The 14,346-nt window shown below is 49.8% G+C and carries 12 protein-coding genes; 10 read left to right on the top strand and 2 right to left on the bottom strand.

Translation table 11 applies throughout. The annotated features are described in order from the left end of the window. Nucleotides 1–78: 78 nt before the first annotated feature. The gene (locus tag BN8_RS27310) at nucleotides 79–1,083 is read right to left on the bottom strand and encodes a winged helix-turn-helix domain-containing protein (protein WP_040006596.1); all 1,005 of its coding nucleotides are present in this window, start codon (nucleotides 1,081–1,083) and stop codon (nucleotides 79–81) included. A gap of 95 nt (nucleotides 1,084–1,178) precedes the next feature. Here BN8_RS27310 and BN8_RS27305 point away from each other — a divergent pair, with 95 nt between their 5' ends. Genes BN8_RS27305 through BN8_RS27295 form a run of 3 tightly spaced genes read left to right on the top strand, consistent with a single transcriptional unit; the run spans nucleotide 1,179 to nucleotide 5,263 of the window. Further along, nucleotides 1,179–2,219: a Gfo/Idh/MocA family protein gene (locus BN8_RS27305; RefSeq protein WP_009285184.1), complete on the top strand. Its 1,041-nt coding sequence runs from the start codon at nucleotides 1,179–1,181 to the stop codon at nucleotides 2,217–2,219. Between the two features lie 3 nt (nucleotides 2,220–2,222). Then, a complete protein-coding gene (locus BN8_RS27300; protein ID WP_009285183.1) occupies nucleotides 2,223–3,689 on the top strand; it encodes a sugar ABC transporter ATP-binding protein in 1,467 nt (488 codons plus the stop codon). Nucleotides 3,690–3,733: 44 nt separating this feature from the next. Further along, nucleotides 3,734–5,263 (top strand): D-apionate lactonase family protein, encoded by a 1,530-nt coding sequence (locus BN8_RS27295; protein WP_009285182.1) that lies wholly within the window; start codon nucleotides 3,734–3,736, stop codon nucleotides 5,261–5,263. Nucleotides 5,264–5,337: 74 nt separating this feature from the next. On the opposite strand, the gene recF is transcribed toward BN8_RS27295, so the two are convergent. Further along, the gene (gene recF, locus BN8_RS27290) at nucleotides 5,338–6,438 is read right to left on the bottom strand and encodes a DNA replication/repair protein RecF (protein ID WP_009285181.1); all 1,101 of its coding nucleotides are present in this window, start codon (nucleotides 6,436–6,438) and stop codon (nucleotides 5,338–5,340) included. Between the two features lie 227 nt (nucleotides 6,439–6,665). On the opposite strand from recF, the gene pdhA reads away from it, so the two are divergent. The 7 genes from pdhA (at nucleotide 6,666) to mfd (ending at nucleotide 14,320) form a co-directional block, all read left to right on the top strand. Beyond that, a complete protein-coding gene (gene pdhA / locus BN8_RS27285) occupies nucleotides 6,666–7,709 on the top strand; it encodes a pyruvate dehydrogenase (acetyl-transferring) E1 component subunit alpha (protein ID WP_009285180.1) in 1,044 nt (347 codons plus the stop codon). A 148-nt stretch (nucleotides 7,710–7,857) separates the two neighbouring features. Then, nucleotides 7,858–8,796 (top strand): ring-cleaving dioxygenase, encoded by a 939-nt coding sequence (locus BN8_RS27280; RefSeq protein ID WP_009285179.1) that lies wholly within the window; start codon nucleotides 7,858–7,860, stop codon nucleotides 8,794–8,796. Nucleotides 8,797–8,895: 99 nt separating this feature from the next. Then, a complete protein-coding gene (locus tag BN8_RS27275; RefSeq protein WP_040006593.1) occupies nucleotides 8,896–9,537 on the top strand; it encodes an alpha/beta hydrolase in 642 nt (213 codons plus the stop codon). Nucleotides 9,538–9,568: 31 nt separating this feature from the next. Next, nucleotides 9,569–9,865, top strand: coding sequence for a muconolactone Delta-isomerase family protein (locus BN8_RS27270; RefSeq protein WP_009285177.1), 297 nt, complete (start codon nucleotides 9,569–9,571; stop codon nucleotides 9,863–9,865). Between the two features lie 76 nt (nucleotides 9,866–9,941). Continuing rightward, on the top strand, nucleotides 9,942–10,412 hold the full coding sequence (locus tag BN8_RS27265; protein WP_009285176.1) for a guanyl-specific ribonuclease: 471 nt from the start codon (nucleotides 9,942–9,944) through the stop codon (nucleotides 10,410–10,412). Next, nucleotides 10,412–10,846: a barstar family protein gene (locus BN8_RS27260; protein WP_009285175.1), complete on the top strand. Its 435-nt coding sequence runs from the start codon at nucleotides 10,412–10,414 to the stop codon at nucleotides 10,844–10,846. Before BN8_RS27265 ends, BN8_RS27260 begins: the two co-directional genes overlap by 1 nt. 123 nt (nucleotides 10,847–10,969) lie before the next feature. Next, nucleotides 10,970–14,320, top strand: coding sequence for a transcription-repair coupling factor (mfd, locus tag BN8_RS27255; RefSeq protein ID WP_009285174.1), 3,351 nt, complete (start codon nucleotides 10,970–10,972; stop codon nucleotides 14,318–14,320). Nucleotides 14,321–14,346: the final 26 nt, after the last annotated feature.

Here is a 14,346-nt window from a genome sequence, read left to right as displayed (position 1 = left end):
GCTTTGTTGGCTCGTACCCGTGTATTCCAATAGCCCATGGAAACGTATATGTGCTAATTCCCAGTTTCATACGGCCACTCATAGTGATTTGCGCAAAATCAAGCCTCCCGGATTCGCAACCTGCACCCGAGATCGTTCTGAAATGAGTTGACCGGCGGTCCGGCCCATCTCGGCAAAATCCGTTGAAATGACCGTAATACCTCCTTCCAGGATTTCCTTCATCGGCGTATCGTCGTAAGAGATGAGTCCAATATCGTCGCCCAGTTTCCAGCTGCGTTGGTTCACCTGCTTGACAAAGCGGACCAGGTCCAGGTCGGCAAAGAGTAGATACGCTTCTCCCGGCCATACCAATTCGTCGGTATAGCTTTCGACCACACTACAGGGTACATGATAATCGCGACCAAACCGTTTGAAGCCGTTAACAATGCCCCGGGGTACGTACTGAAACTGATCTTCGGCAAGAACCAGGGTTAACCGATGGTAATGGCGGATGCGATCAAGGCCAGCCACCAACGCGTTGTAAACATCCTGCTCGAACGGTTGATAAACGGCTGCGTAGTCTCCCTTCAACGTTGGAATACTCTGGTCAATAACCAGCAGTTTGTCAGCTGGTATCTGGCCTACCGTTTCCGATACGTCCTCGTTGAAATGGGGCATCACCACGTAGTAGTTATACCGCCCTACGTTGTTGCGAATCAGGCTGTCGAAAACCTCCCGATTGTAATGATGAAAGAAAACGCTGAACGCCGTATCTGCCGGTAGCGACGCTTTGAACGCATAGTAGAGTGTTTCCTTGTAAGCATTTAGCGTATCGAACAGAACGAACACATTCAACGCCGTTCGCACTTCAGTAGAGGCAACATAAAAGCCTTTGCCATGCTGAGCTATGATGACACCCCGCTGCCGAAGCTCTTCGTAGGCCTTGGCAACGGTTACCCGTGCGATCTGCTGACTGTCAGACAATTCGGTGATTGACGGTAGTTGCTGCCCGTGCACCATCGTTCCACTTTCGATAGCGCCCACGACCGCATCAATGATTTGTCGGTATTTTGGCGTGTTTGTTATCGTGTCAATCTGTATCACGAGATCAAAAATCAGTATATTTGTTTACATGCATTACAGTAGAGTACAGTAGAGTTATGCGAAGCTACAACTTTTAGTAATTATTTAGCAAGAAGATGCAAAATTTAAAGTTTGCAGTGATCGGTACGGGGTTTTGGTCAACGTATCAGATAGCCGCCTGGAAGGAGTTGGCTGGCATAGAACTCGTAGCCTGCTATAACCGAACCTGGCAACGAGCCGAATCGGTAGCGCAGCAATTTGGCATCCCAAACGTGTACGACGATGTTGATGAGCTGCTGGACCGCCACGCTAACGAACTTGATTTTGTAGACATCATTACCGACGTAGACACCCACCCGTTATTCACCGAAAAAGCCGCCAGACGAGGCCTCGACGTGATCTGCCAAAAACCGATGGGTCCCAGCCGGGATGCCGCCCGACAGATGGTCAGGACCTGCCGGGGTGCTGGGGTACGCTTCTACATCCACGAGAACTTTCGGTGGCAAACGCCTATTCGCGAATTAAAATCTGTACTCGATTCAGGCATCATAGGCCGACCGTTCAAAGCACGCGTTACGTTTTGTTCAGCTTTCCCGGTGTTCGACAACCAGCCGTTTCTGGCCGAACTCGATCAGTTTATTCTTACCGATATTGGCTCGCATATTCTGGATATCTGCCGGTTTCTATTTGGTGAAGCCCAATCACTGTACTGCCAGACCGCGCGGGTTAATCCAAAAATCAAAGGCGAAGACGTAGCGAACGTTTTGATGAAAATGAGCAGCGGTGTTACGTGTTATGCCGAGATGTCGTATGCATCCCTACTTGAAAAAGAAGCATTTCCACAAACGTTAGTCAGCGTAGAAGGTGAATTTGGCTCTGTGGTGCTGACCAACGATTTTGTTATCAAAACGACTACGCGAGGTGCAGACGGACAGCGCAAAACCGAACGGTATGTTGCCAAACCACCAATGTACTCCTGGGCAGACCCTGACTACGCAGTTGTACATTCCTCCATCGTTGATTGTAATCGCAATCTGCTGAGCGATTTACAAGGTAAGGAGAAAGCCGAAACAACCGGTGAAGACAATCTGAAGACGGTAGAACTGGTGTATGCAGCGTATGATTCAGCGGCCCAAAACATAGTGATTCACTTCTGAGGTATGCTCCAACTCGTCAACATCAGCAAGCAGTTTCCCGGTGTGAAAGCACTGGATGGCGTATCGTTTGAAGTTCAACCGGGCGAGATTCATGCGCTTTGTGGCGAAAACGGGGCTGGAAAAAGTACCCTGCTTAATATCCTGACAGGGAATTTGCAGCCCAACGGAGGTACTATTAACCTGAATGGCAAGCCCATCATGATATCCGGCCCTGCTCACGCAACTGAACTTGGTTTAGCCATCGTTTATCAGCAGTTGAGTCTGGTCGACGGCCTATCGGTGGCCGAAAATATATTCGCCAACCGGCAACCGCATAACCGCTGGGGCATGGTTAACTACCGGGCGCTGAACGAAGCCGCCCGCTCACTATTGCAGCAGTTGAATCTGACAAGCATCCGGCCAGAAACGCCCGTCAGCCGACTGTCGCCGGGGCAGAAACAGATGGTTGAGATTGCCAAAGCGTTGTCACAAAACCCGGACATTCTGCTGTTAGACGAGCCCACGGCTTCCATTACTGAGCGTGAAACACAGACACTGTTTCAACTGATTCGTCAACTAAAAGCGGCCGGGAAAGCCATCGTTTATATCTCGCACCGCCTGAACGAAATCTTTGCCATTGCCGACCGCGTCTCGGTACTGAAAGACGGACGTTATCAGGGTACATGGCGCGTGTCCGACATCACGTCGGATCAACTAATCCGGCACATGGTAGGGCGCGATATCATCAATACGTATACTACTTCGTCTGCAACCGACGAGGTGCTGCTTGCCGTCGAAAATCTATCGGGGTTTGGCTTCGATGAGATCAGTTTCCAACTGCACCGGGGCGAAATTTTGGGCTTAGCGGGACTGGTAGGCGCTGGACGAACGGAGATTGCCCGGACCATTTTTGGAGCTGACCGGGCTCACAGCGGCACCATTGAGTTAAACGGTACGATAATAAACGTTGAACACCCCGCCGACGCCATTAAACTGGGGATTGGCTACCTGCCCGAAGAACGCAAAACGCTGGGCATTTTCGCAGATCGATCTGTGGCTGATAACCTGCTGGCTACCGACCCGCCAACGAATAAAACAGGCTGGTACGATGCCGACGCTGGCCGTACCCTTGCCGAGGAGTATCGAAAAGCCCTGACTATTCGAACACCGACCATTACGGAAAGGATTGCCAACCTCAGCGGGGGCAATCAGCAGAAGGTTGTGCTGGCCCGCTGGCTACGGACGAATCCGGACGTATTGATTGTGGATGAACCGACGCACGGCGTTGATGTTGGAGCAAAAGCCGAGATTTATGACCTGCTCAGACAAGTAGCCGAACAAGGCAAAGGCGTTCTGCTCATCTCCAGCGAACTTCCCGAGTTGCTGGCGCTTTCGGACCGGATTCTGGTTATCCGCGAGGGTCGTTTAAGTGGAGAACTGAGTGGCTCCGAGGCCACAGAAGAACAAATTATGGCGCTGGCTACTCATTAACGGGCGATCGTTTTCATATTTGTCCGTCCAATAACTCTTATGCTATGCTGCTGACTGCCGGTCCCATTCAGGTAACGTATCAAAACGGTTTTCTTCGTACGCTTACGGCCAAAGGCCAGGAGGTTCTGCGGATGGTGTATTTCGCCCTGCGCGACCGCGACTGGCAAACAGCCCAAATCGTTTTGTCAGACCAGACGATTGTCAACGAAAACGATTCTTTCTCTGTACAATACGAGTGGCGGGTGGATGATTTAGGGATTCAGATGGCGGGCAATGTTCAGATAAAAGGATCTGCCGACGGAAGCATTACGTTTGATTTTTACGGAAAAGCGCTCAATACGTTCTGGCGCAATCGAGTCGGAATTTGTGTATTGCATCCAATCGAAGGCGTAGCAGGTCAGCCCTGTGTCATTGGCAGCCCGGACGGCCAGCAAATAGAAGCTACCTTCCCGAATCACATCAGCCCGCATCAACCGTTTTTCAATATCAGGACGATGACCTGGGAGACAACAGCCGGCCATCGCTTGCAACTTGACTTTGAAGGCGATGTATTTGAAACGGAAGACCAGCGTAACTGGACCGACGCTTCTTTCAAAACGTACAGTACTCCGCTCGAACGCCCTTTCCCCGCCGAAGTGCTGGCTGGCACTGAAATACGTCAGCGTGTTACGTTCCAGCCCGTTGACTTGAGTACCGCATCATCTTTCTGGAGTTTAACGTCTCAAGCTGGCACAACAACTGAACAGCATCCTACAAAACCACGTATTGGATTAGGCTATCGCGCTGATGGGGCTCCGTTGTCGTCTATTGAGGTTGAGCAGTTGCTACCACTAAATCTATCTCATCTGCGCGTTGATGTACTCTTCACGGATGACCAATGGCCGATCAACCTGACCACTGCCCTACTGGATGCAAAAGCGCTCGGAACACCATTAGAACTCGCTTTGATTTTCGGTTCAGAACCCGCAATTAACGTGCAACAGCTTATTGCCTTCCTACAGAAGCAGGGAGCCTCGGTCTTTTCAGTTTTACTGTTTGAATCAGGTACATGGACAACATCAGACAGCCTCCTGGCTCAGGTCGTACCGATTTTCCGGGAATACCTCCCCGACGTTAAATTGGGGGGCGGCACCGATGCTAATTTTGCAGAATTCAATCGCAAGCGCTTCAATTACGACCAGGTGGATTTCGTTACGTTCGCTGTCAACCCACAAGTCCACGCCTTCGACGATCAAACATTGATGGAGAACGTAGCAGCCCAGGCGGATGCAGTACATTCTGCCAGACATGTATCGGGTGGCAAGCCGGTGCACATTTCCCCCATCACGCTGCTTCCCCGCTTTAATTCCAGTGCAACGTCAGGTATAGGGCGGGGGATACCACCCACTGATTCACGACACAAAACCGACTTCAATGCAGAATGGACCCGTCGGAGCTTAGAGGCCTTGAGCAAGGCGGGCGCCACCTCAATCACCTATTTTGAGACGCATGGACCGCGGGGACTCCTGAATGAGGAAGAGATATATCCGGTGTTTGAGGTATTCCGAAGCTACCAGCCTGACCCGGCCGTCTGACCTGCGGTCAGACGGTATTCGGCTGTCAGCAAGAGATTGCGTCAGACCTGCGGTCAGACGTTTGGTGTGGTTGATTACTCCCCAACCCGAAAGAATTTAACATCAGCATTGATCGCCCTGAGTAGCTCTTCCGTACGCTCGGGCCGGGCGTCGGTGATAAACGTCTGGCCGAAGGTCTGGCGCTCCATTAACTCGACCAGCTTACCAATTCGGCGGTCATCGAGCTTGTCGAAAATATCGTCCAGCAACAGAATTGGCTTACTATTTTTCTCAGCAAGGATCTGCTCAAACTGCCCAAGCTTAAGCGCAATCACGAACGTTTTCTGCTGCCCCTGCGAGCCGAATCGTTTGAGGGCGACACCGTCAATCTGAAACTCATAATCATCCCGGTGAACGCCCATTGTTGTACGTTGCAGCAGTACATCCCGCGACCGGTTCTGTTGGAACATATCCGCAAACCCCAGCTTACCAGCGTCAGATTCGTAGACGATGTTTACGGTCTCACGGGCGTCGCTCAGGTACGTGTAATGACTTTGGAACTGCGGCAAAAATTCGGTTACGAACCGCTGCCGACGTTCAAATATGCGTTGCCCGATGGCCAGCAGTGGTTCGTCGTAGGTATCCAGCAGTTCATGATCAACCTGGCGACGTTCCGCAAAAAGTTTAAGAACGCTGTTACGCTGTTTCAACACTTGCTGATACATCAGGTAATCGCGCAGGTAATCTGAATCCAGTTGCGATAGGACGCCATCGAAGAACTGTCGTCGATCCTCGCTATGCTCACGGACCAGATCGGTATCATTTGGGGCCACCAGTACAACCGGGAACCGGCCAATGTGCTCACTTACCCGCTCATACGGCTTTTTATCGGCCATCAGGACCTTCCGCTGCCCCCGTTGCAGGCTGATCGTAATCTGCACGTGTCGTTCGTGTGCCGAGCCTTCATTTTCGTCGAAAATACCGTCTATGATGAAGTAATCTGAATCGTGCTGAATACTGAGGGCATCCTGCGTCTGAAACGCACTTTTGCTTAATGAGAGAAAGTAAACCGCATCGAGCAGATTTGTTTTGCCGCTGCCGTTCGGCCCCACAATCACATTAACCTGTCGCCCGAACGTAAACCGTCCATCCTCGTAATTTTTAAAATTGGTAAGGCTCAGCTTTTCAAGGTGCATACGTGTGGTGCTTAACGCGATATTGCGTAATTTCGCGGCCGTCAATATTTAGTTTGTCGTTTGTCGTTCGGGATTTGTAGTTAGTCATCTCACTGCTTTCGGCACAGTTAACCACAAATTTTAAACGACAAACGACAAACTGCTTCAGTTGGCAACAAAGATACGGTCGGTTTGTTAGGTTAGTAGACCGACTAAAACGATTGCTGATTTTACAGAACTCACTCCTCATGGCAAGCGTCAAAGAGAAAGCAAAACAAACTAATAACAAGCCAGTGGCAGCCAAAACCCAGCATCCAAAAGAGCGGTACATGTACTGGTATGAGTCCATGCAATTGCAGCGGAAGTTTGAAGAAAAGGCCGGCCAGCTTTACGGACAACAAAAAATTCGTGGCTTTTGCCATCTCTACATTGGTCAGGAAGCTGCTTCATCAGGAGCCTGCTCTGCCCTGACAAAAGATGATAAGTGGATTACTGCCTACCGCGACCACGGCATCCCACTCGCACTGGGGTCTGACCCGAAAGCCGTTATGGCTGAGTTGTTTGCTAAGCAAACCGGCTCGTCGAAGGGTAAGGGCGGTTCTATGCACATTTTCGATAAGTCGGTCAACTTCATGGGTGGTCACGGTATCGTAGGTGGACAGATTCCCCTGGGTGCCGGCATTGCCTTTGCTGAAAAGTATAACAAGACGCAGAATCTCTGCATTTGCTTCATGGGTGATGGGGCCGTACGGCAAGGCGCTTTCCACGAGGCTTTCAACATGGCGATGCTGTGGAAACTACCCGTAATCTTCGTGGTTGAAAACAACGGGTACGCCATGGGAACATCAGTAGCCCGTACCTCGAACGTTACCGATCTGTACACCCTTGGCGAAGCGTATGACATGCCTTCTGAGCCGGTCGACGCTATGGATGTTGAGGCTGTTTATGAAGCGGTTACCCGGGCTGCCGAACGTGCACGCGCCGGCGAAGGGCCGACTTACCTTGAGTTCCGTACGTACCGGTATCGTGGTCACTCGATGTCCGATCCGCAAAAATACCGGACGAAAGAAGAAGTTGAGCAATACAAGCAACGTGATCCAATTGAGCAGGTGAAAGCACACATTCTCGAGCTGGGTATTGCTTCGGAAGATGAATTAACTGCCATTGATCAGAAGATAAAAAGCATCATTGATGAATCCGTTAAGTTTGCGGAGGAATCGCCGTATCCTTCTCCAGAAGAAGCCTTTAAGGATGTATATGTTCAGAAAGACTATCCTTATCTTACTGAATAGTAATTTCTTACATGAAATCCGATTTTAGAAAATGCCTGGGGTATTTACCTCAGGCATTTATTTTTGAACTAACTGAGCCGATTAATTGTATATACATTAAATGTAATAACAATTAAAACTTTTCACCTTTAATCCTGCTTAAACGCATATGGAAACTCTGATTAACGGACTGCACCATGTAACGACATTAGCTGGTGATGCTCAGCGTAACGTTGATTATTATACTGACATTTTAGGGCTGCGTCTGGTTAAAAAGACAATCAACTTCGACGCCCCTGATGTCTATCACCTGTACTATGGTGATGAAACCGGCTCTCCCGGCACCATCCTGACGTTTTTCCCGTACGGGCAACTGCCACGGGGGCGCAAAGGACCAGGCCAGTTGACATACACAGCGTTTTCGGTACCAACCGCTGCGATGAGTTACTGGATGGATCGCCTTCACCAATACAACATTCCTTATGCCGGTCCATACAAACGGTATAATGAATCGTACCTGCGCTTCGAGGATTTCGACGGTATGGGTATTGAACTGGTCTTTAATGATGAGGATCAACGGGCGGGCTGGGACAACACTAAAATCCCGGTTGAGTACGCCGTTCGGGGATTCCACACGGTTACGTTGAATGAGTCAAATCCGGATCGGACGGTGAAGCTGCTGACCGAATTGATGGACCATACCCTGGTAGCTGAAGAAGAGGGTCGCTTCCGCTTTAAAGCAGGGAAAGGTGGCCCCGGTAACTTCGTCGACGTATTGTACGAGCCAAACGGTGTCCGGTCGTTGCAGGGCGCTGGTTCAGTTCACCACGTCGCCTTCTCGACCGATACTGACGAAACGCAGCTATCAATCCACGAGAAGCTGTTAGAAGCAGGTTATCACGTAACGCCAGTGCAGGACCGAAACTATTTCCACAGCATATACTTCCGCGAGCCGGGTGGCATTTTGTTTGAAGTAGCCACCAACCCGCCGGGATTTGCGGTTGATGAACCGGTTTCGGAATTAGGAACGCATCTGAAACTGCCGGAGTGGTACGAACCCCGCCGGGCTAAAATTGAAGCTGAGTTACCGGTTATACAAGTTAAATAATTTGTGAACCGCAAAGACGCTAAGTAAACGCAGAGTTCGCTAAGTTATTCTTGCGCCCTTTGCGTAATCCTGGCGTCTTTGCGGTTACTAACAAACGCTATGATACACAATCCCAACAACATAGTAACAGCCGGAAAGCCGCTGGAAGAAGCGTCTAAGGTGATGGTGATGGTCCACGGTAGGGGAGGGTCAGCGCGCGATATTCTGTCATTATCTGAATACATTAATGACGAAGACTTTGCGTTCGTAGCTCCCGAAGCCCACAACAACACGTGGTACCCCTATTCGTTTCTCAGGCCCATGCAGGAGAACGAACCGTATCTGTCGTCAGCCTTACAGGTATTGACCAGCCTTCGCGGACGGCTTCAGTCTGATTATAATTTTAAGCTGCCCCAGATATACTGGTTTGGGTTTTCGCAGGGCGCTTGTCTGATGCTTGAATTTGTTGCCCGGAATGCGATGGAATACGGCGGTGTTTTTGGACTTAGTGGTGGCCTGATCGGTCCTCCGAATACCCCCCGCAACTATGAAGGCTCCTTCAGCAATACGCCAATTTTCCTGGGGTGCAGTGATGTTGACTCGCATGTTCCGAAAGAACGCGTTTTAGAATCAGAGCAAGTATTTCGGACAATGGGTGCCGACGTAACGGCTAAATTATATCCAAATTTCGCGCACACAATCAACGAAGATGAGTTAAACGTTGTTAACTTGCTGATAGCCGGTACGTCATTGAACCAGTAGCGTATGCGGTCCACGCTTAACAACATCGCTTATGAGCCAATACATGGTTGAATTTGATCTCCCTGACACAATGGACGAAGGGTTTGCAAACCGGATTCCGGCCCAGCGGCTTAAAGTGGAGGAACTCATGGAGAAGGGAATTATACTGTCATATTCGCTCTCAATTGATCGGCAGAAGCTTTGGTGCATCTGCAAAGCTGATTCAGAGCTTGAGGTTATGGAAGCCATCTCGGAATTTCCGCTGATCGACTTCATGAGCCCGGCCATCACTGAACTCATGTTCCATAATATGGTTGCAGCGCGAATTCCGCTTTTTTCATTGAATTAAGCTTGAAAGCCTCGTTCGCGGGGCTTTTTTGTTGGATATACCTTTCCGTATTTTTGGCCGTCGAACTACAATCGCTATGGCCGCTCAATTCCTTCGCCGTTTTGGCTACCTGTTTCTTTTAGTAACAGCCCTTCTGACGGGGAGTAGTTGCCGCAGCAACGACGAACGTCGTCCTACGCAGGAAGTTAGCCAAACGCAACATTCTAATCGGCATAGCCAGCGGCTAAACCGGTATGATTCGCGCCACCAGAAAACTCAGCCAAAAGCGCGGTCGTCCCGAATACCCAGAAAAGTTTACGACGTACTGAATTACGTTCGTCAGCACGGCCGCGCTCCTGATGGGTATGTAGGCGGCCGGCGGTTTGGCAACTTCGAAGGTCATCTGCCCCGGCAGGATCTGTCAGGCAGTCGGATCAATTACCAGGAATGGGATGTGAACCCGAAGGTTCGGGGCCAAAACCGGGGAGCCGAACGGCTGGTTACCGGCTCCGACGGCCGGGCTTACTATACGCGTGATCATTACAACACTTTCATTGAAATTGACTAATGCCAAACGTATTCTTATCAACATCTGAAAGCCAGCTCGAAGCGCGCTTTGCTGATTACTTTATCGCTCATATCGACGGCCAGAAAGCCGTTACTTTACGGCAGTTTTACGAGGAAATTGCTGAACTACTTGAGTTTCCTACGTTTGGTTTTAACCTTGATGCACTTAACGATGCGCTCAATGATCTTCAATGGCTCGAAGACGATCGGATCGTTCTTTACTTTACGAATACGGTCGACTTGATTAGTAAAGAACGTGACCCAGCCAAACTCAGTAGTGTGCTGAACATTCTGGATGCAACGGCCGAGGACTGGAAATGGGCAGACGACGATGATGATCTGGCCGACAAAAAAGAGCTGGTGCTTGTCTTTGAGGATAGCCCCCGGATCAGGACCCTGCTCGAAAAAGAAAACATAGAATTTGACCAACTTTAATTGTGGCCTAATTAGACCGGCCCACACTGCAACAAATTCGCCCTGACCGCTGTTACTTCATCGTGCCGTTGAGAAATTACTCTCAGCGGCTTTTCGTGTTTACTCTTTACAACCTGATTTTGCTTGAAACCGGACGAATTAGTCGGTCTTTATGCCGACGATAGCTTTATCAAATTACTGGCTGAGCCATTCAGCCGGCAATCAGCCGAGTCGCAGCGCCTTCAGATTAAAGGCCTGGCTGGTAGCCTGGATGCAGTGCTTGCTTCGGCCATATTCAGGTCAGTAGGAGGCAACCATCTCTACGTACTGACCGACCGCGAAGAAGCAGCCTATTTCTTTAATGACCTTCAGAATTTGCTCGGCCGCGAAGTACTGCTTTTTCCGATGTCGTACAAAAAGCCGTATCAATACGAGGAAGTCGAGAATGCTAACGTACTGATGCGGGCCGAAGTCCTGAACAGACTGAATCCAGCGCCTAAAGACGGCTTACTGATGGTAACGTATCCGGAAGCGCTGTCTGAGAAAGTAATCAACAAACGATCGCTGCAAGCCAATACGTTGACAGTGCGGGTTGGCGATCGGCTCGATACCAACTTCGTCTCCGAATTACTTCAGAATTATGATTTTGAGAAAACTGATTTTGTATACGAAGCGGGTCAGTTTTCGGTTCGGGGGGGAATCATCGACGTATTTTCGTTTGCCAGTGAGTTTCCGTTCCGGATCGATCTGTTCGGCGATGAGGTAGAAAGCATCCGGAAGTTTAACCCGGAATCTCAGCTTTCGACCGATCCGGTCGACTTCATCAACATCATTCCGAATATCCAGACCAAGTTGATTGAAGAAACCCGGGAACCGTTTCTGGACTTTCTGCCCGACAGCACGACTATCTGGCTGAAAGACGTTGATTTCTCACTTGAAATTATAGAAAAGTGCTTCGAGAAAGCCGAGCAAAGTTTTGCGTCTGTGCTGGCCGGCAGTGGAGGTATCCAGGTCGTTTCTGATCCCAATGAACTGTTCGAAACCCGCCGGTCTTTTCTTAACCGGTTAAAGGATTTTCGGACGGTCGAATTTGGTCGAAAATTTTACTTTAAAACCGAAGGCCGACAGCAATACATCGCTAAGCCGCAACCGTCGTTCAACAAGGATTTCAAGCGGCTGGTCGATACGTTGGGCGAAAACCAGTCGAAAGGTTTTACGAATATTATCGCGGCCGAATCTTTCAAACAGCTCGAACGGCTACGAACCATCTTTGAAGAACTTGACCCGTTTGTGAAGTTTCAGCCGATGAACATTGGCTTACGGGAGGGCTTCATCGACGAAGCCCTCAAAATTGCATGCTTCACCGACCACCAGATCTTTGACCGCTACTACAAGTACCGCGTTCAGGACAAATTTTCCAAGTCGAAAGCCCTTACACTCCGGGAGCTGAAGACGCTTCAGCCGGGCGACTACGTCACGCACGTTGATCATGGAATCGGTCGGTTTGCGGGGCTGGAAAAGGTTGAGGTAGGCGGCAATGAGCAGGAAGCCATCCGGTTGATCTACCGCGATAATGACATTCTGCTCGTCAGTATCCACAGTCTGCACAAGATCGCAAAGTACAGTGGCAAGGAGGGTGGTCCGCCGACCATGAGCAAACTTGGTTCGCAGGAATGGGAGCAGAAAAAGTCGAAGATTCGCAAGCAGGTCAAGGACATTGCCCGCGAGTTGATTGCCCTATACGCCAAACGCCGGAATGCGCCAGGTTTTGCGTATAGCCGCGATAGTTTCCTGCAGGCTGAGCTTGAATCGTCGTTCCTTTATGAAGATACGCCCGATCAGGCTAAAGCTACCAACGATGTTAAAGACGACATGGAACGGCCGCACCCAATGGACCGGCTTGTTTGCGGTGACGTTGGTTTTGGCAAAACTGAGATTGCCATCCGGGCGGCCTTTAAAGCCGTTACGGACAATAAGCAGGTTGCCGTTCTAGTGCCAACGACCATCCTTGCCATGCAGCATTACAATACGTTCAAAGAGCGTATGGCCGATTTTCCGGTACGTATTGAATACATTAACCGCTTCCGGTCGACTGCGCAAATTCGGGATACGCTGAAAGGGGTCACCTCCGGTGAAGTTGGCATTCTGATTGGCACTCATCGAATTGTTAATAAAGACGTTAAGTTTAAAGATCTGGGCTTGTTAATTATTGATGAGGAGCAGAAGTTTGGCGTAAAAACGAAAGATCGGTTAAAGGAAATGCGTGTAGAAGTGGACGTACTGACGCTGACCGCTACACCCATCCCACGAACACTGCACTTCTCGCTCATGGGTGCCCGCGACCTTTCAGTGATCGCAACGCCACCGCCTAATCGCCAGCCCGTAACAACCGAAGTTCACGCCTTTAATGAGGCAATTGTTCGCGACGCCATCAGCTTTGAAATACGTCGGGGAGGTCAGGTGTTTTTTGTGCATAACCGAGTCAACGACATTGAGTCCATTGGCAACCTGATCATGCGTCTGGTTCCGGAAGCCCGGATTGGTGTTGCGCATGGCCAGATGGAGGGCGAAAAGCTTGAGCGGGTCATGACCCGATTCATTGAAGGCGACTACGACGTATTGGTATCAACGAACATCATTGAATCGGGTTTGGACATACCGAATGCCAATACGATTATTATCAATCAGGCGCACTTCTTTGGCCTCTCCGATTTGCACCAGATGCGGGGTAGGGTAGGGCGTTCCAACCGGAAAGCGTTTTGTTATCTGTTAACCCCACCGCCTTCAGTGCTGACTGCCGACGCCCGCAAACGCCTGCAAACCCTGGAAGATTTCTCTGATTTGGGAGAAGGTTTTAAAATTGCCATGCGCGACCTCGATATTCGCGGGGCGGGAAATCTGCTGGGCGCTGAACAGAGTGGTTTCATTAACGACCTTGGCTTCGAGATGTATCACAAAGTGCTCGACGAAGCCGTTCAGGAGTTGAGAGAAAACGAGTTCAAAGACCTGTTTGAACCTAACGTCGGCGATTTGAAACCCTCGTTGCCCGATACCCAGATTGAAACCGATCTACCGGTTCTCATTCCGGAAAAATACGTATCGAACATATCAGAACGGCTGGCGCTATATACCCGCTTAGACAGTATTCAGAACAACGAAGAGCTTCAGGCGTTTAGGCAGGAAGTACAGGACCGCTTTGGTCCCATGCCCGAAGAAGTCGAAAACCTCATCAAGATGGTCAACGTTCGTTGGAAAGCTGAGCGATTATACCTTGAAAAACTGACGTTAAAGAATAATATCCTGAAAGGATACTTCGTTTCTAACGGGAACGATGCATTCTTTACGTCCGATCAGTTTGGCAAGGTAATTGACTACATTAAGCGAAACCCGTCTAAATGTTCGTTGAAAGAGTCAAAAAACCGGCCTGTTTTTACGCACAACGATGTGACTACGGTCGACCAGTTGAATGATGTTTTGGGTGCTTTAACTGATTAAACCAACTTTGTTACTACGATTTACAC

The sequence above is a fragment of the Fibrisoma limi BUZ 3 genome (genome assembly GCF_000296815.2).
Taxonomy (GTDB): Bacteria; Bacteroidota; Bacteroidia; order Cytophagales; family Spirosomataceae; genus Fibrisoma; species Fibrisoma limi.
Note: the sequence above shows the minus strand (reverse complement) of the source record. Positions and strands in the feature narration are given on the sequence as shown.